The sequence below is a fragment of the Sedimentibacter sp. MB35-C1 genome (assembly GCF_030913635.1).
Classification (GTDB): domain Bacteria; phylum Bacillota; class Clostridia; order Tissierellales; family Sedimentibacteraceae; genus Sedimentibacter.
Genome location: NZ_CP133188.1, coordinates 451,573 through 471,809 on the forward strand (window position 1 = coordinate 451,573; position 20,237 = coordinate 471,809).

Below are 20,237 nucleotides of genomic sequence, written 5' to 3' on the forward strand. Positions count from 1 at the left end.
TTTACCCCCCTATAATTTGATTTTTGATACCGCCTCAATAAGCATATTTGATTTTTCTTTTGCTGATTCTGAAAGTTTTGAAACTTCGCCAGACATCTGAGCAATTGAAGTTGTACTTTGAGCAATATTTGTAGCCCCCTGAGCTCCTTCTGTTGAAGCCGAAGCTACTTCATTTAAAGCATGTACCATATTTTGCATCGAAACCAGTATTTCTTCAGACGCCGCACTGAAATCGGTAACCATATCGTTTATTTTTGATGAGTTGTGACTGTATAATTCGCTGGAATCAACAAGTGTATCATAATCCTTGAGCAACTTTCCGTCTATAAATTCCATTATTTCATGAGCACTGGCTGATAAATTATTTACAGCCACTAAAATCAACTGTGTTACTTCCTTAATCCTTGAAACCGTATTCTGCGAATTTACAGCCAGAGTTCTTATTTCATCTGCTACAACAGCAAACCCTTTGCCTGCTTCGCCTGCTCTTGCCGCCTCTATTGCGGCATTTAAAGCCAGCAAATTAGTTTGTGATGCTATTTCAAGTATAGCTTCAGATAAAACGTTAATCTGTTCCACTGCTTTAGACTGCTTAATTGCATTTTCCATGCTTGTTTTTGTTCTCTCGTAAATTTCGATTGCTTCTTTCTTTGAATTAACAGCATCTTCTTTCATGCTTTCAGCCATATCGTTCATGCTGTTGGCTGTAACCGCCCCTTCCTGGGATTTATTTGCCACTGACTGCACAGCACCTTCTATTTCTGAAGAAGTAACATTCATTTCTTCTGTTGCTGATGCTGTTTCTTCTGTTGATGCAGAAAGCTCTTCTGTAGTTGCAGTTATCTCTTCTATGCTCTTATTAAGTTCAATAATTTCATTGCTGATTTGTCCAAGCATATATGTAACTTCTGTAGATTCGCCGGCAACATTACGTATTAGACCACTCAGTGATTGCTGCATAGTATTCATGGCGTTTGCCAAAATCCCCACCTCATCGTTCATCTTTAGAAGCTTAGAAGGAATATCCTTGGTAAAATCTCCTGTAGACAGCACTTGCAGATGGTCTGATGCCATTTTTATCGGTTTTGAAATGCTTGCAGAAATTACAATTGTTACTAAAATGCCAACTACAATAAACCCAATTGAAACAGAAATAATTATGTTGGTTATTTTATTTACTTTTTCCATGGCCTCCGATTTTGGAGATGTAAGCGCCAAGAACCAATTAGTTCCTTCTATAGGAGTAAATGCCATATACTTAGTAATGCCGTTGTATTCATATTCACCTGTATCTGTTTTACCTTCAATCATCTGCTTTTCCAGCTCCACAAGAGATTGCAGCCCGGCATCGCTCGATACATTTTCTAAGTCATTGTCCATGTTTAAAACAAGTTCGCGATTAGGATGAGCAACCGTTGTTCCATCTTTGCCAATCATGAATGCTTCACCATTTTCCCCAAACTTTATATCATCGACCATATCACTTAGCTCATTTCCATCTCTTCCGGCAAGCAGTACACCCTTTACTGCACTTCCGTTCTTTATTGGCACTGCATACATAACTATTATGCTGCCATCTATTTTATTAACCATTGGGTCTGTAACTGATTTTTCTCCGGACATGGCTTTTTTAAAATATTCTCTTTCTGAAACACTTACTGTTTCTCCTTTGGTATTTAGACCATTTCCATTTATATCGACAACAGCCATTGACAAATGTCCACTTCTTTCAACTTCTCTTTTCAGAAAATCCAGCTTCTCGTCTATAGCTATTGTTTCTGATTTGATTAAATCACTTTCAGCTGCTACTTCAAGTGCGTTTAAATGAAGATCAGTTCTTCCCTTAACAAGCTTGGATGCCTCTCTCGTAAGTTGTTCTAATGATTCATCCACCTGCGATGATATAGCAGATGATGATTGAATGTATGTTATTAATCCAAGGCCTGCACATACCATCAGAATCAACAAGCCAAAAGCCAGAGATAATTTTGTTCTTATACTTTTTAATTTTGTCATAGATTCTCCTTCTTGATTTTTTCTGTAAATTTTTTGCATTAAGCTTCCAATAAACCAACATACCTCCTTTTCAATTTAATTACTCAATTTTAATTGGTTCTTTGATACTAATTAGATAATTATAAGAGATATGTAAGAAAATTGAAATAATTTGGAATGAATTGTCAATGACAATACTATGACATTTTATGGACTTTTTTGATAATTTTTTACAAGTTGAAATAGAGCTTTTTAATTTATCAAAGCATCTTTGGCAATAAAAAAGAACAGCTTATGCTGCTCTTTCATATTATTGTCTCAAACTCTCTGCGCGTTCTCTCAATACACGCTCTTCTTCATCTATAGCTTCATCAAGCACTAATCCATGTGGCATTTTTTTACCGTCAGCATCCACACATATGAAGGTTATAAAGCCTTCAACCGGGCTTGTCTTGGATACTTCAGTATCCATTTTTGTATGAACTGCTATGCTGGTTTTACCTAAATTAACGATTCTGCTTGTAAACTTTACTATTTCTCCTTTATTAACAGGCTTCTTGAACAACAGCCCATGCACATTTAGGCATACTATATTTTCCGGATTTCCAAATGTTGAAGATGCGGCAATAAATGCTGATTCAACAAACCATTCTGCTGTTCTTCCTGCGAACAAAGTACCGTGGTGATTGAGGTCTTCTGATTTTACCAGCCTCGTATTGATAAACTTATCCATTAATTCCTCCAAAATCTTATGATGTCATAGCCTGATTTCTGTTATGCCACATAACCATCATTGGTCCTGCCAGGCACACTGTAGAATAGCAACCACTTACGATTCCTATAAACATAGGTATTGAAAAAGTCTTAATTGAGTCAATATTGTAAACAAATGCAAGGATATATACTATTATAATGCTTGCTCCCGTCGTCACACTTGTTTTAACTGATCTTGACAATGTCTGGTTTATGCTTGCATCCACAAGTTCCTCAAATGACTTTTTAAGATAGTAAGGCTGATTTTCTCTGATTCTATCGTACACTACTATTGTATCGTTGATTGAATATCCTATTATAGTTAACGTAACTGCAATAAATGAATCATTTATTGGCATCTTGAATATTACAAATGTAAAAAAGACTATCAGTATATCATGCAGTAACGCAATCAAACCTATAACTCCCGCCGACATTCCTGATATTTTTTTAAATCTGAATCTTACATATACAATTATAAACAAAGCTGTTAAAGCTATGGCAATCATTCCGTTTGTTAAAAATCTTTTACCTATAAATGGCTCTACCACATTTGACTCGGCCAGTTCTAAATTAGCTTCAGGAAATTTAGCTTTTAGTTCTGCATCCAGCTTATCCTGCTCCCCAGCTTCCAATCCATTGCTGCCTGACAGGTTGAATACTATTTTCTTGCTATGTGTTGCTAAATCATCTGTTAGCTGTACCTCTGTGCTTCTGTTTAGAATCTTTGTTGCAGTTTCGGCAACCAACTGTTGATCAATTTCTCCTTCATAAGAATACTTTATTATTGCGCCGCCTTTAAACTGAATTGCTAAATCAACACCATTTACAAACAGTGAAATAATCCCTATTATCATGATAGCAGCTGATACAGCAAAAAATATCTTTCTGTTTTTATAAAATCTTATCATTATTTTGCCTCCTTAACTTTCATTCCGTATAAGGACTTTTTCATAAACACTTCGTTCATACTCATAGATTTCGTAATTATTCTTGAGGTTGTAACACCTGAAACAAAGTTTAGTATACATCCTACCATAAGCGTATATCCAAATGAAAGCATTGATCCTGTTCCAAATATCATCATAATAACTGATGCAGCTATTGTTGTAATATTTCCATCAAACACAGCTGAAAAAGCCTTAGAATATCCCGTATCTATTGAATATCCCAACGTCTTTCCTTGGTTCAGTTCTTCTCTAATTCGCTCATATATAATTACGTTAGCATCAACGCCCATTCCTATTGAAAGGATAATACCTGCAATGCCTGTTAATGTAAGTGTCACCTGAGGTATAGATAATGCCAGCATCTGAACAGAAATCTGTAAAAGCAATGCAAAGCATGCTACAACTCCAAGCAACTTGTAATATGAAACCATAAAAATGCACACTGCCGCAAATGCAATTATTCCTGCCTTTATCATAACATCCAGAGCGCCTGAACCCATTGTTGGGGTTATGATACTATGGTTTTTTGATATTAAAGAAAACGGAAGTGCTCCTGAATTAATTTTATCTGATAAGCTCTTTGCCTCTTCGGCACTTTCTATATTGCTTATATAGGAGTCTCCTCCGGTAATTTTTTGTTTAACATGTGGTGCTGATATTAATGTTTCGTCCATATAAATAGATATTGACTGCCCTACTAGTTTTTCCGTAGCATCGGCAAAAGCTTCCGCGCCTTCTTCATTAAATTTCAAAGTAACAATAGGCATATTTGTTTTGCTGTCCAGCTGTACCTTACTTTCCTTAACATCTTTTCCTTCTACCAAAACATTTCCCTGGGGATCTCTGAATGTCAATCTTGCCGTTTCTCCCAGCTCAGCTATTGCTTTTTGAGGATTAAAGTCTGTTTCTCCCGATTTCCAAGGAAATCTTATTATTATGTGACCTGTATTTTTATCTATAGTTATCTCTCTGTCTAAAATATTTTGGGCATCCATTCTTGTTTCCATGATTACCCTTGCTAATTCCAACTCATTTTCCGTAGGAACCCTGTCAAGATCGGCAGGCTCAAATACAGCCTCAACTCCGCCTCTTATATCTATACCAAATCTTATATCCTTCATGCCCTTAATTTGAATTGGACCTGCGTTAATTCCAAAAAATGATGTAAGAGCAATTCCGGCAATTAAAAGCATAACTACAATGTAAATATGTTTATTAGTTCTCATTTTTCCTCCTGATTTTAATTTAATTGTTGTATTGAAGCACAAACAAAAGTCCCTTTTTTACCATCCTTTTTATTAATAAAAAACACGATAAATACGCAATAACTATAAAACCTCAACAATGTTTTAATCATCTCGGCATGCCGTGCTTTATACAAATCAGCAAGAATCCATATGCTGAACAAGATAAATTTTATATTAAGGTAAAATAAGATTCCCTTACTCCGCTTTAACAACTGAGAGTTTCCTTCTTGGCACGTATATTCTTCTTCAAATAAATTTCCAAACGAAGGAAGTCTATTTAAAGAAATATCATCTTTCAAGGTGTGATTCTCAGAAATAATTAAAAAAATCGAGATGAAAATTACAACAGTTAGTATTACAGCTGTTGATTTATAGTTTAATAATTTCATAGTTCCTCCCTCGATTCTTTTATTTATCTTGTTTATTTGTTTTGTGCTGTAAGCTTCAGCATTATGCTCACAGATGCATATATCACTATAATTACCAAAAATATAGCAGACATACCCATCCCCATAAGTTCAAGTGAATTCATTACATTTTCAATGTTAATATTCATATGGCCTCCTACATCAACCCTGGAACTAGTCCTATTATAACTCCACCGGCTATAACAGATGCTATCTGACCTGACACATTTGCTCCAACAGCATGCATCAGCAAATGATTTTGCGAATCAGCCTCAAGTCCCAGCTTTTGAATAACTCTTGATGACATTGGAAATGCTGAAATTCCTGCTGACCCAACCATCGGATTTATTTTTTCCTTTAGGAACAAGTTTAAAAATTTTGCAAACAATGCTCCTGCGACTGTATCAAATACAAATGCAAGGAGCCCAAGCCCCATTATCAAAAGAGTATCAAGTGTTACAAATTGCTCTGCCCTCATGCTTGCTGATATTGTTATTCCTAAAAGAAGCGTTATAAGGTTTACTAAATCCTTCTGTGCCGTTTCTGATAATGATCTCAAAACACCGCATTCCCTGATTAAATTTCCGAACATAAGAAATCCTACCAAAGATATTGATGCCGGTGCTACCAATCCTGCAATAATTGTAACCACTATGGGAAACAGCAGTCTTGTCATTCTCGAAACGCTCTTTGGATTGTATTTCATCTTTATTTTTCTGTCTTTTTCTGTTGTGCACATCTTTATGGCAAAAGGTTGTATTATCGGGACCAATGCCATATATGAATATGCGGCCACTGCAATCTGACCTATATAATTACTTTTTAAAACCTGAGATACCAATATGGACGTAGGCCCGTCTGCAGCACCTATAATCCCTATGGATGCAGCATCCTGTATATTGAACCCCAGCAATGTTGCTACGGTAATCGTTGCAAAAATTCCGAATTGTGCTGCCGCTCCAAAAAGTAAAAGCCTCGGGTTCGATAAAAGAGGCCCAAAGTCTATCATAGCTCCTATGCCTATAAAAAGCAACAACGGCATCATTTCGGATGCCTCGATACCTACTTCAAAAAGCCAGTCTATTATACCTTTAACTTCACCTATTCCTTCCAGAGTTTGGTTCAATACTCCACTCATAGGAATATTAACTAAAATTGCGCCAAATCCCATGGGAAGCAAAAGTGACGGCTCTAATTCCTTTGAAATTGCCAAATATATCAATGTCGCTCCGATTAACCACATCAATATTTGCTGCCATGTAATCTGGATAATACCTTCATATAAGAATTCCATTTTCTGCTCCTTTATTTTTGTTCTTGTGTATTCTAATATAAATACATTCTTTAAGCAATTATTCATGTTTAGCAGAATTATTCAATTTTCGCCAAATTTATTTATTTTTATAAGTTTTAATTGATTTTACTCTGTTATAACTTCCATATTCTTTATTTTTCTCTTAATCATAAAAATAATGCAGGAACACCTGACATTCCTTCATTTTAGCACAATTACTCGACTAAGTACACAGTTTTATATCCTTCGTCTCTTAACTTTATCGTCATTTTTTGCTTGTCGCAGTCTTTTTCATCGTTTATTATAGTTTGTCCGCTCTTTAAAAGCTCTGCTGCCATTTCTTTTGTCAAAGTAATCCCTTTTTCCTGCAATATTTTATCCTGTTTCCACATGGAAAACCTGCAGGACGGAAAATTTTTATATCCTGCACAATAAAAGCTTTTTTTATTTTCAAAGACTTCTCTGCCGCATCTGGGGCACACTCCTACGGCCTTCCTTTTCTTCTTGTTCCCGGTCTGTTCAAAATTAACATTAAGTGTTGAACTCATCTTTCCTTCTTGAATTATTTCATAAACGTATTTTTTTATATTAACTATAAAATCCCTTGAGGATTCCTCTTTTTTAGCTATTTTCCCTAAGGTACTCTCCCATTCGCCTGTTAAATCAGGTTTTTTAAGTTTTTCATGTACTATTTCAATGAGTTGTACTCCGTTTTGTGTAGGCACAAGACTTTTTCTGTTTCTTTTTATATATCCTACAGATATAAGCTTTTCAATAATTCCCGCTCTGGTTGCAGGTGTGCCCAGCCCTACAGATTTCATTTCTTCTCTAAGTTTTTCATTCTCTATGTGCTTACCGGCAGTTTCCATAGCTGTAAGCAGAGTTGCCTCCGTATATGCTTTCGGAGGAGAAGTTTTCTTAGTAACCACTTTTATTTCCCTGGGCATAATCTTGTCGTTAACCACAATGCTTGCTGTGATTTCTTTGTCCTCGGAATTCTCCTTAACCTTTCCCAGCATTATGTCTTCTACTTCCTTCCAGCCTGGCACAACAACTTTTTTACCTCTTGCCTTGAATTTATCCTTTTCAATTTGAATTTCCAAATCCGTTTGATCATATTCCTGTTTCCTGTCAAACACACAAATAAATCTTGCTACTATAAGCTTAAGTATATTTGCTTCTCTTTCAGGAAGCCTTATACCTGGGAGGTTCCTTATATTTGGTGTAACTATTATTGCATGGTGATCTGTCACTTTTGAATCATTTATAACTCTTTTGTCGGCATTAATTTTTTGTTTAATTACCTTATCTACACAATATTCAGAGCCTTTCCATCCACTCTTAATATTCTGCAGCAGCCCCTGTATTTTCGGCTTCATATCCTTTGTCAAGTATCTTGAATCCGTTCTCGGATATGTAGCAAGCTTGTACTTTTCATAAAGATTCTGAGCAGCTTCCAAGGTCTGCTCTGCCGAATAGCCGTATCTTTTGTTACCGTCCCTTTGAAGTTCTGTTAAATCATAAAGCAGTGGTCTCTCAACAGAAGCTCTTTTAGTTTTAAGCTTTGTAACAGTTGCCTCTTTGTTACTGCACCGCTGGGCTATCTGCTCCGCTTTTTCTTTATCATCGATTCGCGTACCGTTTTTATTAAACCATGTTGCCGTAAACATTTCACAGTCTGCCGCTACCTCATAGAAAGGCTGTGAAACAAACTCATCAATTTCTTTTTGCCTGCCAACAATCAAAGAAAGAGTAGGAGTCTGAACTCTTCCTATTGTAAGCATTTGATTATATTTAACCGTAAACAGCCGAGTGGCATTAATTCCAACCAGCCAATCGGCTTCTGAGCGAGCTCTTGCAGACTGATAAAGACTAAAATACTCTTTATTATCTTTTAAATTTTTAAAACCTTCTTCTATGGCCTCGTCGGTCATACTGCTTATCCATAACCTTTTGACAGGCTTTTTGCAACCTGCATTAATGTAAACATAGCCAAAAATAAGCTGTCCTTCTCTCCCGGCGTCCGTTGCGCATATAACTTCATCAACAGAATCATTCAATAAAAGAGATTTAACAGTTTCATACTGTTTTGCAGTAGAAGGGTTAACCATATACTTGAATTGTCTCGGGAAAATTGGAAGGTCATTTATATTCCAGCTTTTATATTTCTTATCGTATTCTTCCGGATATGCAAGCTGAATCAAATGTCCGACACACCATGTAATAATATATTCGCTGTTTTCCATATAGCCATCTCTTGATTTATTTATCTTTAACACTCTGGCTATATCTTTTGCAACCGAAGGTTTTTCCGTAACTATCAATTTCATAAATATCTTCCTTTTGTTAAGCTTGACAAATAATTATAGCATGATTAAGTATATTTGTCCCCCTCTTTGTTCGAATTAAATTTTAATTAATGTATTAACAAGAATTTCATATTTACATATAATACAACAATTAGTGCTTTCAAAATGAATGCTTAAATCATTTTGAAGTATAAAATTAAATAGGAGGTACTTACTTGAAAGGAAAACATATCTTTGCAGGAAATAACACTTCTAAAGGATTTTTCAACTGCTTTAATTCCATTTTTCAGCCTTCCAAGCTGAATCAATTCTATATACTCAAAGGAGGCCCCGGTGTAGGAAAAAGTTCATTCATGAAAAAATTTGCTGCTGAAATTTCTAAAAAAGGGTATTTCGTGGAATATATTCATTGCTCAAGCGACGACGAAAGCCTTGATGGAATAATAATTCCTGACCTTAAGTTGGCATTTGTTGACGGCACGGCACCACATGCAACTGATCCGTCTATTCCAGGAGCGGTCGACGAAATTTTGAATTTTGGTTCTTTCCTTAACAGCAGTCAATTGGAAAAGCACAAACATAAAATTATTCAAATAAATCAAACCAAAGCTCGTCTTTACAAAAGCGCCTATAGATATCTCCAGGCAGCCGGTATAATTTCGGAAGAAATTAATTCTTTATATACTCAGTTCATAGATGCAGATAAATTTAATGAAACGTGCCTTCGTGCAACTAAAAAATTGTTTGAAGATGATATTTATTTGCAAAAAACAGCTGAAGTTAAAAACTTATTTTCTGAAGCTTATACGTCAAACGGTTATATAAATAGAACAGAAGCATTGTACGAAGGTAAAAAAGTATGGGCTATAATCAGTGAAAGCACAGCATATATATCAGACTTCATGAAAAGGATATCGGATGAAGCCGTAAAAAGAGGTTTTGACGTTGAAATTTATTTACATCCATTGACGCCGGATAAGCTGCAACACGTGTATATTCCTGAAAAGAATATCTTTATTACAAGTTCTGAAAACTGTGTATCAGATAATTTTGAAGAAATTTTTGACATCCATCAAATTATGGATGCTGATAATTTGAAAAAACACATTTCTGAAATAGAAAGCAATCTTCATATGCATGAGCTTCTTATAAAAAATGCACTTAAAAAACTATCTGAAGGAAAGAAATACCATGAAATTCTTGAAATATTTTATATTAACAGCATGAATTTTAAGGGAGTTGATGAATTATTTAATAACATCCTTCGCGAATATACATAAAATTTCCAAGGAGGTATATTATGATTTTAACTTCGCTTCACTACCTTTACATTGTAATGGTTGTGATCATTTTGACGATAATGCTCATGAAAAAGGATATTGTTATTCCGTGTATAGTAGGTACTTTTGCAATGGGTTATCTTTATTCTGGAAGTATTATCGGAGCAACTCAATCCATATTTAACACCATTATTTATGCAGGTAACGAATTTTGGAGCATTGTAGTAATTATTTCCCTTGTTGTGGCTATGTCAAAATCTCTTCAAGAAATTGGGTCAGATGTTATTATAATGTCTCCCATAAGAAAGGTTATGATCAGCCCCACATTGGCTTTCTGGAGTGTAGGTCTGACAATGATGGTCATATCATGGCTGGTTTGGCCGTCTCCGGCTGTTCCTCTAATCGGGGCCGTTCTTTTGCCTGCGGCACTTGCAGCAGGCCTGCCTGTGATATATGCTGCTGTGGCTATGAACTTGTTTGGGCATGGCATCGCTCTTTCAAGCGACTTTTTTATTCAAGGTGCACCTACAATTACAGCTGCAGGAGCAGGGTTAGATGTCACAGAAATTATGAGGTCATCAATTCCTATATGGATTACTATGTCTGTTGTAACAGTGACTGTCGCATTTTTGATGATGAAAAAAGACATGAAAAAAAATATTTCATCTTATTCTAAAAATATTGAAGTTAAAAAGGAAGTAAAAGTAAAGACAGGAAGAGCAACTAAACTTATGGCTGTAGTGACTCCCATAGCATTTTTATCGGACATTGTTGCTATGCTGAAATTTAATCTGGCTGGCGGCGATGCAACTGCTCTTGTTGGAGGTACGGCCATTTTAATAATGCTCATTGCAGTATTGACAACATATAACATTAAAAACGCCTTTGACAAAGTTGTGGATCATATAAAGGAAGGATTTAAATTTGGAATAACTGTATTTGCTCCCGTTATTTTTATAGGTGGATTCTTTTTTCTGGGAAATCAGGGGGGCGCAACAGCAGTGCTTGGCGAAGGCGCTCCGGGAATACTTAACGATATAAGTATATTTCTCTCTCAAAATATTCATATGAATAAATTCTCTACAATTTTAGCGCAGACATCTGTAGCAGTTATTACAGGCTTGGACGGCTCAGGTTTTTCGGGTCTCCCAATTGTAGGTTCTCTCGCATATACTTTTTCAAATATAATAGATATAAATATGGAGGGCTTAGCTTCCCTAGGCCAGATAATCACCATATGGGTAGGCGGAGGAACAATAATTCCTTGGGCAGTAATACCTGTTGCTGCAATATGCAATATTGACCCTCAAGTTTTAGCCAGAAAGAATTTAATTCCAGTTTTGTGCGGTATAGCTTCAGCAATTTTAGTAGCATTAATAATATTGTGATAATAAGGGAGAACTTTTCTTCCTTATTATCATAAATGGGGATTTTTTCTATTTATTGGAATAATATACTAATATATTTTGTTAACATTCTGCCGATATTTATGTAGTAAACATATGTGTAAATGGAGGCTATTCTTAAATGACAAAATTTTTATCTAAACATATTTCAGCTAAAAAAACAACCTTAAAAATAATTACAGCTGTGTTGTTAGTAACAGTTATACTTGGTGCCCTAATGTGGCTTGGATTTTCAAGGGGCATAATTATTAATTCAAACAATATAATAACTGCAGTATTTATATCATTAATAGCAGAAATTGCGGTTCTATATTTTATAATTTATTTCTTGCTTAAAAGGGCTTTTATGCCTGTCAATAATGCATTGTCTCTTGCAGATAACATGAAAAAGGGCATATTAGATTCGGATTCTGATTTTAAAAATTATTCAAATGACGAAATTGGGCAACTTAACAAAGCTTATCACGAAGCAGCAGCCTTAATTAAAAGCCACTTTTCAGACATTTATAATGTCTTAAACCGAATTGAAAACGGAGATTTCAACATTGTTATTGAAAAAGAATATATTGGAGATTTTAAATCTATAAGTTCTTCTTTAAGCAACATAATTGATTCATTAAACAGAACCTTTACAAATATAAACATAACCTCAGACGAGATTGCTTCCGGTTCAGAGCAAATTGCAGACTCATCACAGCTTTTATCTCAAAGCTCGGCTGAACAGGCAAGCACTGTTGAGGAATTCACAGCTACGATACAGAAAATATCTAATGAGATTAATATAACTGCCGAAAATGCAGTAGATGCCAGCAACAAAGTCACAACCTTGGGCAATGAGCTGGACAAGGGAATTGCACAAATGAAAGACACCGTTGAAACAATGACTCTCATAGACGGAAAATCAGATGAAATAATGAAGATAATCAAAATAATAGAAGATATTGCTTTTCAGACCAACATACTGGCGCTGAATGCAGCAGTTGAAGCAGCAAGAGCAGGTGAAGCAGGCAAGGGTTTTGCCGTTGTTGCAGACGAAGTGCGAAATCTGGCCGTAAAAAGCGCAGATGCCGCAAAAAATACCACTACACTGCTTGAAGATACTTTAAGATCTGTAAAGGAAGGCACATCCGCCGCAGACAATACATCAAAGGTACTTGCAGAGGTAGCTAAGGATAGAAATGTAATTACAGAAAGCATGAACAGTATATCTGCCAAAGCGCAAGAGCAAGCAGAGTCCGTAAAACAAATTACCATAAGCATAGAACAGATATCTGATGTTATTCAGACAAATTCAGCCACAGCAGAGGAAAACAGCGCCTCAAGTGAGGAACTTGCAAGCTATGCGGAATCCTTAAGAAATATGGTATCTATCTTAAAACTCAGAGAAGAGAATTCTTCACACACTGCGTAAATATATTATATTTGTTCTATTTGGAGTATAAAAAAAGACTGAACTAAAAAATCAGTCTTTTTCTTATAATAAATACAAAAGTTGCATGCATTATTTTTTATTCAAAACCTTTTTTAAATATTGTCCGGTATATGATTTTTTTACTTTTGCAATTTCTTCAGGAGTTCCTTTCGCAACTATCATTCCGCCTCCGTCCCCTCCTTCGGGGCCCAAGTCCAATATATAATCTGCCGTCTTAATCACATCTAGGTTATGCTCTATTACAATCACTGAATTTCCTGCTTCAACAAGTTTGTTAAGAACGTCTGTAAGCATGTGTATATCTGCTATATGCAGTCCCGTTGTCGGCTCGTCAAGTACGTACAACGTCTTTCCTGTTCCTCTTTTACTGAGTTCGTAAGCCAGCTTGATACGCTGAGCCTCGCCTCCCGACAGTTCCGGAGACGGCTGTCCCAGCTTAATGTAACCCAGCCCTACCTCCTGCATTGTCTTTATTTTGTTATATATTTTAGGTATGTTTTCAAAGAATTCCATAGCTTCATCTATTGTCATATCCAACACATCAGAAATGTTTTTTCCTTTGTATTTAACTTCAAGAGTTTCTCTATTGTACCTTTTTCCTTTGCATATATCGCATGGTACATATACATCAGGCAAGAAGTGCATTTCTATTTTCAGTATACCATCACCTCGGCATGCTTCACATCGACCGCCTTTGACATTAAAACTGAACCTTCCCTTTTTATATCCCCTTTCCTTTGCCTCGAGAGTCATTGCAAACACATCTCTTATATAGTCGAACACTCCTGTATACGTAGCCGGATTTGAGCGGGGAGTCCTGCCTATAGGTGACTGGTCTATTGTAATTATCTTATCGATATTTTCTACTCCAAGCATTTCGTCATATTTTCCCGGCCTGTTTGAGTTCTTGAACAACTTCTGATGAAGCCCTTTAGACAGTATTTCATTTATCAATGAGCTTTTACCGGAGCCTGATACACCTGTCACACAGCACAGCACTCCAAGTGGTATTTTCACATCCAGATTTTTCAGGTTGTTTTCTTTTGCCCCTTTAATCTCTATATATTTCTCAGCTTTTCTTCTTGTTTCGGGAACATCAATTTTCTTTATTCCGCTCAGGTACTGACCGGTAATAGAATTTTTATTGTTTTTAATATCTTCGAAGGTTCCTGACGCAACTACTTCTCCTCCGTGAGTTCCGGCTCCAGGTCCTATATCCAGAATATAGTCAGCATTTTCCATTGTTTCCTCATCATGCTCCACCACTATGAGCGTATTTCCTAAATCAGTTAAATTTCTCAGGGTTTTTATCAGCATGCTGTTATCTCTTTGGTGCAGTCCTATGCTTGGTTCATCCAATACATACAAAACTCCCACCAAGCTGGAGCCTATCTGCGTTGCAAGCCTTATTCGCTGAGATTCTCCTCCGGACAAAGTGCTTGCATTTCTTTCGAGAGTAAGATAATTCAAACCCACATCAGATAGAAATTGAAGCCTTGAATTAATTTCATTTATTATCTGCTCTCCTATAATCTTATTTACAGGGCTTAACTCTAGTGTTTTAAAAAACTCCAAGCTTTTTGTAACGGAAAGTTTTGTTATTTCATATATATTTTTATTTCCAACTTTTACTGCAAGACTTATAGGATTTAACCTTGCTCCATGGCATTTCGGGCATGGGCTTTCATACATGTAATCCTCTATCCATTCCCGCATTTCAGGGGATTTTGTTTCCATGTACCTTCTTTGAAGATTGTTTACCACTCCCTCAAATTCTTTTGTATATTCCTTAAGTCCTTGGAATTTACTTATAAATTCAACTTTAACCTCTCTGCCGTTTGTCCCGTAAAGAAGCTCCTCTATTAACTCCTTCGGAGCTTCTGCCAGAGGCTTTGATATATCAAAATTATGATAATCCGCAATAGCTTTAAATATCTGGTAATAATATCCGTCCTCATCGGCACCATACGGTGCAATTGCTCTTTCACCTATGGTCTTTGTATAGTCCGGTATTATTAAATCTATATCTATTTCCTTTTTTACGCCCAAGCCATTGCATGCATCGCAGGCACCTATTGGATTATTAAAAGAAAACATCCTCGGTGAAATCTCTCCAAATCCTATGCCGCAGTCTGTACATGCAAACTTTGTGCTCATAAGAAGCTCTTCGCTTCCCATAACATCAATGAGCACCATTCCTCCTGAAAGTTCAAGTGCTGTTTCCACGGAATCAACAAGCCTTTTTTGTATTCCATCCTTTATGATAATTCTGTCAACCACAACCTCAATGCTGTGTTTTTTGTTCTTTTCAAGATTTATTTCTTCTTCCAAATCATAAATCTCTCCGTCCACTCTGACTCTTACATATCCATCTTTTTTGATATTTTCTAGGAGCCTTTTATGCGTCCCTTTTGCCCTTCTGACCATAGGAGCAAGAATTTGAATTTTTGTTCTTTCTTCGTACTCGAGAACCTTGTCTGTTATCTGGTCTATGGTTTGTGTTTGAATAGGCTTGCCGCAATTTGGGCAGTGTGGAATTCCCACTCTTGCAAACAGCAGTCTGTAATAATCATATATCTCTGTGACGGTACCGACTGTTGAACGTGGATTCTTGTTTGTTGTTTTCTGGTCTATGGATATTGCAGGTGATAAACCGTCGATAGATTCGACATCTGGTTTGTCCATTTGTCCCAAAAACATTCGGGCATATGATGAAAGGCTTTCCACATAACGTCTCTGCCCTTCTGCATATATAGTATCAAAAGCAAGAGAGGTTTTCCCTGAGCCGCTTACTCCAGTAAACACTATCAGCTTGTCTCTGGGAAGCTCCACGTTAATATTTTTCAGGTTATTCTCCTTTGCTCCTCTTATTATGATTTTATCCATTAGTCATCCTTTCATGATGATCCTTAGGGCATACCTCTCAGTTGCATGAGACTATGCCTTTTTGGAACAATTTATATTATAGTCTTTAGTTCCTTAATTTCATCTCTCAGCTTGGCAGCTTTTTCAAATTCAAGGTTTTCTGCAGCAATTCTCATTTCCTTTTCAAGCTCAATAATATAAGAAGCCATATCTGTGATTTTTTTGCTCTTAGGCGTGTACTTCGCTTCATCCTCAGCCACCTTTGTCGCTTCAATCACATTTCTTACTCCTTTTTTGACCGACATAGGAGTAATATTATTGTCTTTATTATATTTATCCTGGATTTTTCTTCTTCTGTTTGTTTCACTTATGGCTCTTTCCATTGAACCGGTCATATTATCGGCGTACATTATAACTCTGCCGTCCGAATTTCTTGCAGCTCTTCCCACTGTCTGTATGAGCGATGTTTCAGATCGAAGGAAACCTTCCTTGTCAGCATCAAGAATCGCCACAAGAGATACCTCCGGAAGGTCCAATCCTTCTCTCAGCAGGTTTATGCCCACGAGAACATCAAACTCTCCTATGCGCAGGTCTCTGATAATCTGCATCCTCTCCATAGTATCTATATCAGAGTGAAGATATCTTACACGTATTCCCGCATTTTTAAAGTAAAGCGTCAAATCCTCAGCCATTTTCTTAGTGAGAGTCGTAACAAGCACCCTTTGATTTTTATCTGTTGATTTTTTGATTTCATTCATCAAATCATCAATTTGATTTTCAACAGGTCGGACAGAAATAGGAGGATCAAGCAGTCCTGTAGGACGTATTATTTGTTCGGCTGTATTCTGCGAATGCTCGGCCTCATACGGTCCCGGTGTCGCACTGACAAATACAACTTGATTTATTATATTTTCAAATTCGTCAAACTTCAGCGGCCTGTTATCTAATGCCGAGGGAAGCCTGAACCCGTAATTAACAAGTGTTGTTTTTCTCGCCCTGTCTCCGTTGTACATTCCTCTTACTTGAGGAACAGAAACATGCGATTCATCTATAATCATTAAAAAATCTTTTGGAAAATAATCAAGAAGTGTATAAGGCCTTGTTCCCGGCTCCAGATTATTTATATGCCTTGAATAATTTTCTATTCCGTTGCAATATCCCATTTCCTGAAGCATTTCCAGGTCATAGTTAGTTCTCTGCTCAAGCCTTTGCATCTCCAAAAGCTTGTTCTCGCTTTCAAAATATTTGAGCTGCTCCTGTAGTTCTTTTCGTATACTGACAACAGCTCTGTTTACATTTTCTTCTGTAGTGGCATAGTGGGTTGCAGGAAATATAGATATGTGATTTCGTCTTCCTAAAATTTCTCCAGTTACAGTATTTATTTCAGTTATTCTGTCTATTTCATCGCCGAAAAATTCCACTCTTATTGCATTCTCTGACGAGGATGCGGGAAATATTTCAAGCGTATCTCCTCTTACTCTGAAGGTTCCTCTTGTAAAGCTTATATCATTTCTTTTATACTGAATTTCAATAAGCTTTCTAATTGTTTGGTCTCTATCCTTCTGCATGCCGGGTCTTAATGATATGACCAGATTTTCATAGTCAATAGGACTTCCCAATCCATATATGCATGATACACTGGCTACTATAATAACATCTTTTCTTTCAAAAAGTGATGCAGTAGCAGAGTGTCTCAGTTTATCAATTTCATCATTTATGGATGCATCTTTTTCTATAAAGGTATCACTGCTTGGCACATATGCTTCAGGCTGGTAATAATCATAGTAGCTAACAAAATATTCTACCGCATTGTCAGGAAAAAACTCTTTAAATTCAGAGCACAGCTGAGCAGCCAATGTCTTGTTATGAGCAAGAACAAGAGTCGGCTTCTGAATTTTTTCAATTATATTTGCCATGGTAAAGGTCTTTCCTGAGCCTGTTACCCCTAAAACAGTCTGATATTTTAAATTGTTTTCTAATCCTGACACAATTTTTTTTATTGCCTCCGGCTGATCTCCGGTAGGTTTAAAATCCGACTTTATTTTAAATTCGCCCATTATTTCACCTCAGCTTCATCTAAACGTATGTTCGCTTAATTATATAATTTTTGATTATTTAAGTCAACATTATTATTTTCCAATAAAATTATAATTTATGAAAATTGGCATATAAAAAACCGGGAATTAAAATACAATTTCCCGGTTTTAAATTAATACTATTATTTAGGCAATTTTTATACTAATCAACCTTCCAATATAACAATTTTTCCGTCTATTTTGTCTAATGATACCTCCAATATTCCAAAACTTTCTTTCCCGCATTTTGGCAATACTGTGCTTCCCGGATTAAAAAATAAAATTTGATCAATCACTTCATTTTGTGCACAATGTGTGTGCCCGTAAATTACCGCATCCGCACCTTTTTCTCTTGCATATTCTTTCAACTTGCTGATACCTGACTTTACATTATATAAATGGCCGTGAGTTATAATGAACTTTTTCCCTTCAATAACCTTATCTACTAATAGCGGCTTACCTGAAATAAAGTCACAGTTCCCGGATACTTGAACAACCTTATCTATTTTAAGCTTTTCTGCAAACTTTTCAGCATCTTTGTATTTATCTCCGCAATGAATTAACATATTGAATTCACCGTATTTTTTTATGGTTTCTATTTGAGCATCAGGAATAAAATTATGACTGTCGCTTATCACTAATATTCTCACTTAGCTCCTCCAGTTTTTCCTTTAAATTCATCAGCGCTCTTGCTCTGTGGCTTATTTTATTTTTTTCTTCTTCTGGCATTTCAGCAAATGTCTTTCCGGTATTTTCAACTATAAACAAAGGATCATAGCCAAAGCCGTTGCTTCCTCTTTCTTCTAATGCAATTTTACCGTTAAGTATGCCTTCAGCATGCATTTTACTTCCATCCTCAAACACTACGGCAATTACTGTTTTAAAATGTGCCGTCCTTTTTTCCATGGGTATGTTTTTCAGGTTTTTTAAAAGCAATTTATTGTTCTCTTCATATGAAACTGATTCTCCAGCATATCTTGCTGAATATACTCCTGGCTCTCCGTTTAAAGCGTCGACAAATAATCCCGTATCATCTGCTACCACTATTTCTTTAACCAGTTTATGGAGTTCTTCCGCTTTTTTAAATGCATTTTCCTCCAGTGTTTTACCGTCTTCCTCAACATCAAAATCGGAAAAACCTATGTCATTTTTTGAGATGACTTCAAATGGCATATCTTTTAATATATTTTTAATTTCATTTATCTTGTGCTTATTACCGCTAGACAATACTATTTTTCTAATCATCTTCCAATCTCCCTGCTAATTTCAACTCCCAAAGCTTCCCTTTGCAGATTATATAACTCCAAGCATCCTTTTTCTGCAAGGGAAATTAAGTTGATCAAATCACTTTTAGTAAATGTAGCTTCCTCTCCGGTACCCTGAACTTCAATGAATTCACCTTTGTCTGTCATTACAATATTCATATCCACATCAGCACCTGAATCTTCCTCATAGCATAAGTCCAATATTGTCTCTTTGTCTTTGATTCCTACACTTACTGCTGATACAAATGACTTTACAGGCATTTTTTTTATTTCGTGTTTTTGCAACAGCTTGTAAAAAGCATCTGCCATAGCTACAAATGCTCCTGTAATTGAGGCAGTTCTTGTCCCTCCGTCCGCTTGTATAACATCGCAATCTATCCACAAAGTTCTTTCACCTATTGCTTCTAAATCAACTACAGCCCTAAGGCTTCTTCCTATAAGTCTTTGTATTTCCTGCGTTCTTCCATCTATCTTTCCTTTATTGATATCTCTTGTCTTTCTTGTCTTTGTTGAACCTGGTATCATTGAATACTCCGCAGACACCCATCCTTTTCCTGTACCTTTCAAAAATGGAGGAACCTTGTCCTCTGCCATTGCTGTACATATAACTTTTGTATTTCCTGCTTCTATTAATACTGAGCCGCCAGGATGCATTATATAGTCCCTTGTTATTTTTATTCGTCTTAATTCATCATTAGATCTTCCGTTAGTTCTTTCCATTTTTACTCCCATTTATATATATTGGAAATATTATAACCTAATATTATTAAATTAACAATAAACAGAAAAATGTTTTTCGTTTTTTATTAAAAAATTAATGCTTTGCCCTTCTCATCCACTTGACTTAAATTTTTTAGAACTGTATAATAATTAATGTTTTAAATTTTATTTATTTTATTGCTCATTCCGATTATGACATGCAGGAGGTGTTTATTATATACGAGATAACAGCTATCATT

At 36.0% G+C, this 20,237-nt stretch carries 16 protein-coding genes; 3 read left to right on the top strand and 13 right to left on the bottom strand.

What is annotated here, in order from left to right; all coding sequences use genetic code 11:
• Positions 1 to 9: 9 nt before the first annotated feature.
• The 8 genes from RBQ61_RS02145 to RBQ61_RS02180 all read right to left on the bottom strand — a co-directional run bounded on the left by RBQ61_RS02145 (position 10) and on the right by RBQ61_RS02180 (position 8,976).
• Entirely contained in the window at positions 10 to 2,016 is a 2,007-nt protein-coding gene (locus RBQ61_RS02145; RefSeq protein WP_308138895.1) for a methyl-accepting chemotaxis protein, read from the bottom strand.
• Between the two features lie 289 nt (positions 2,017 to 2,305).
• Complete coding sequence (locus RBQ61_RS02150; RefSeq protein WP_308138896.1) at positions 2,306 to 2,728, bottom strand: acyl-CoA thioesterase; 423 nt, start codon at positions 2,726 to 2,728, stop codon at positions 2,306 to 2,308.
• Between the two features lie 16 nt (positions 2,729 to 2,744).
• Positions 2,745 to 3,659 (bottom strand): protein translocase subunit SecF, encoded by a 915-nt coding sequence (gene secF / locus RBQ61_RS02155; protein ID WP_308138897.1) that lies wholly within the window; start codon positions 3,657 to 3,659, stop codon positions 2,745 to 2,747.
• A complete protein-coding gene (secD, locus tag RBQ61_RS02160) occupies positions 3,659 to 4,924 on the bottom strand; it encodes a protein translocase subunit SecD (protein WP_308138898.1) in 1,266 nt (421 codons plus the stop codon). Before secD ends, secF begins: the two co-directional genes overlap by 1 nt.
• A gap of 14 nt (positions 4,925 to 4,938) precedes the next feature.
• Positions 4,939 to 5,334, bottom strand: coding sequence for a hypothetical protein (locus RBQ61_RS02165; protein WP_308138899.1), 396 nt, complete (start codon positions 5,332 to 5,334; stop codon positions 4,939 to 4,941).
• Between the two features lie 32 nt (positions 5,335 to 5,366).
• On the bottom strand, positions 5,367 to 5,501 hold the full coding sequence (locus RBQ61_RS02170) for an OadG-related small transporter subunit (RefSeq protein WP_308138900.1): 135 nt from the start codon (positions 5,499 to 5,501) through the stop codon (positions 5,367 to 5,369).
• A gap of 8 nt (positions 5,502 to 5,509) precedes the next feature.
• The gene (locus RBQ61_RS02175; RefSeq protein WP_308138901.1) at positions 5,510 to 6,646 is read right to left on the bottom strand and encodes a sodium ion-translocating decarboxylase subunit beta; all 1,137 of its coding nucleotides are present in this window, start codon (positions 6,644 to 6,646) and stop codon (positions 5,510 to 5,512) included.
• A 215-nt stretch (positions 6,647 to 6,861) separates the two neighbouring features.
• Positions 6,862 to 8,976: a DNA topoisomerase 3 gene (locus RBQ61_RS02180; RefSeq protein WP_308138902.1), complete on the bottom strand. Its 2,115-nt coding sequence runs from the start codon at positions 8,974 to 8,976 to the stop codon at positions 6,862 to 6,864.
• Positions 8,977 to 9,170: 194 nt separating this feature from the next.
• On the opposite strand from RBQ61_RS02180, the gene RBQ61_RS02185 reads away from it, so the two are divergent.
• The 3 genes from RBQ61_RS02185 (at position 9,171) to RBQ61_RS02195 (ending at position 13,052) form a co-directional block, all read left to right on the top strand.
• On the top strand, positions 9,171 to 10,235 hold the full coding sequence (locus RBQ61_RS02185; protein WP_308138903.1) for a hypothetical protein: 1,065 nt from the start codon (positions 9,171 to 9,173) through the stop codon (positions 10,233 to 10,235).
• 20 nt (positions 10,236 to 10,255) lie between these two features.
• Positions 10,256 to 11,623, top strand: coding sequence for a hypothetical protein (locus tag RBQ61_RS02190; RefSeq protein WP_308138904.1), 1,368 nt, complete (start codon positions 10,256 to 10,258; stop codon positions 11,621 to 11,623).
• Positions 11,624 to 11,762: 139 nt separating this feature from the next.
• The gene (locus RBQ61_RS02195; RefSeq protein WP_308138905.1) at positions 11,763 to 13,052 is read left to right on the top strand and encodes a methyl-accepting chemotaxis protein; all 1,290 of its coding nucleotides are present in this window, start codon (positions 11,763 to 11,765) and stop codon (positions 13,050 to 13,052) included.
• A gap of 90 nt (positions 13,053 to 13,142) precedes the next feature.
• On the opposite strand, the gene uvrA is transcribed toward RBQ61_RS02195, so the two are convergent.
• The 5 genes from uvrA to rph all read right to left on the bottom strand — a co-directional run bounded on the left by uvrA (position 13,143) and on the right by rph (position 19,998).
• On the bottom strand, positions 13,143 to 15,959 hold the full coding sequence (gene uvrA, locus RBQ61_RS02200) for an excinuclease ABC subunit UvrA (RefSeq protein WP_308138906.1): 2,817 nt from the start codon (positions 15,957 to 15,959) through the stop codon (positions 13,143 to 13,145).
• A gap of 71 nt (positions 15,960 to 16,030) precedes the next feature.
• Positions 16,031 to 17,995: an excinuclease ABC subunit UvrB gene (uvrB, locus tag RBQ61_RS02205; RefSeq protein ID WP_308138907.1), complete on the bottom strand. Its 1,965-nt coding sequence runs from the start codon at positions 17,993 to 17,995 to the stop codon at positions 16,031 to 16,033.
• A 185-nt stretch (positions 17,996 to 18,180) separates the two neighbouring features.
• Positions 18,181 to 18,663: a metallophosphoesterase gene (locus tag RBQ61_RS02210; protein ID WP_308138908.1), complete on the bottom strand. Its 483-nt coding sequence runs from the start codon at positions 18,661 to 18,663 to the stop codon at positions 18,181 to 18,183.
• Complete coding sequence (locus RBQ61_RS02215) at positions 18,632 to 19,258, bottom strand: XTP/dITP diphosphatase (protein ID WP_308138909.1); 627 nt, start codon at positions 19,256 to 19,258, stop codon at positions 18,632 to 18,634. The genes RBQ61_RS02210 and RBQ61_RS02215 overlap by 32 nt, the downstream gene beginning before the upstream one ends.
• Complete coding sequence (rph, locus tag RBQ61_RS02220; protein WP_308138910.1) at positions 19,255 to 19,998, bottom strand: ribonuclease PH; 744 nt, start codon at positions 19,996 to 19,998, stop codon at positions 19,255 to 19,257. The genes RBQ61_RS02215 and rph overlap by 4 nt, the downstream gene beginning before the upstream one ends.
• Between the last annotated feature and the right edge of the window lie 239 nt (positions 19,999 to 20,237).

Bases quoted from the DNA above. Each gene is read 5' to 3' on its own strand.
- RBQ61_RS02180 (WP_308138902.1), bottom strand. From the start codon at position 8,976: ATGAAATTGATAGTTACGGAAAAACCTTCGGTTGCAAAAGATATAGCC.
- RBQ61_RS02165 (WP_308138899.1), bottom strand. From the start codon at position 5,334: ATGAAATTATTAAACTATAAATCAACAGCTGTAATACTAACTGTTGTA.
- RBQ61_RS02175 (WP_308138901.1), bottom strand. From the start codon at position 6,646: ATGGAATTCTTATATGAAGGTATTATCCAGATTACATGGCAGCAAATA.
- RBQ61_RS02190 (WP_308138904.1), top strand. From the start codon at position 10,256: ATGATTTTAACTTCGCTTCACTACCTTTACATTGTAATGGTTGTGATC.
- RBQ61_RS02215 (WP_308138909.1), bottom strand. From the start codon at position 19,258: ATGATTAGAAAAATAGTATTGTCTAGCGGTAATAAGCACAAGATAAAT.
- uvrA (WP_308138906.1), bottom strand. From the start codon at position 15,959: ATGGATAAAATCATAATAAGAGGAGCAAAGGAGAATAACCTGAAAAAT.
- secD (WP_308138898.1), bottom strand. From the start codon at position 4,924: ATGAGAACTAATAAACATATTTACATTGTAGTTATGCTTTTAATTGCC.
- RBQ61_RS02170 (WP_308138900.1), bottom strand. From the start codon at position 5,501: ATGAATATTAACATTGAAAATGTAATGAATTCACTTGAACTTATGGGG.
- uvrB (WP_308138907.1), bottom strand. From the start codon at position 17,995: ATGGGCGAATTTAAAATAAAGTCGGATTTTAAACCTACCGGAGATCAG.
- secF (WP_308138897.1), bottom strand. From the start codon at position 3,659: ATGATAAGATTTTATAAAAACAGAAAGATATTTTTTGCTGTATCAGCT.
- RBQ61_RS02150 (WP_308138896.1), bottom strand. From the start codon at position 2,728: ATGGATAAGTTTATCAATACGAGGCTGGTAAAATCAGAAGACCTCAAT.
- RBQ61_RS02195 (WP_308138905.1), top strand. From the start codon at position 11,763: ATGACAAAATTTTTATCTAAACATATTTCAGCTAAAAAAACAACCTTA.
- RBQ61_RS02145 (WP_308138895.1), bottom strand. From the start codon at position 2,016: ATGACAAAATTAAAAAGTATAAGAACAAAATTATCTCTGGCTTTTGGC.
- rph (WP_308138910.1), bottom strand. From the start codon at position 19,998: ATGGAAAGAACTAACGGAAGATCTAATGATGAATTAAGACGAATAAAA.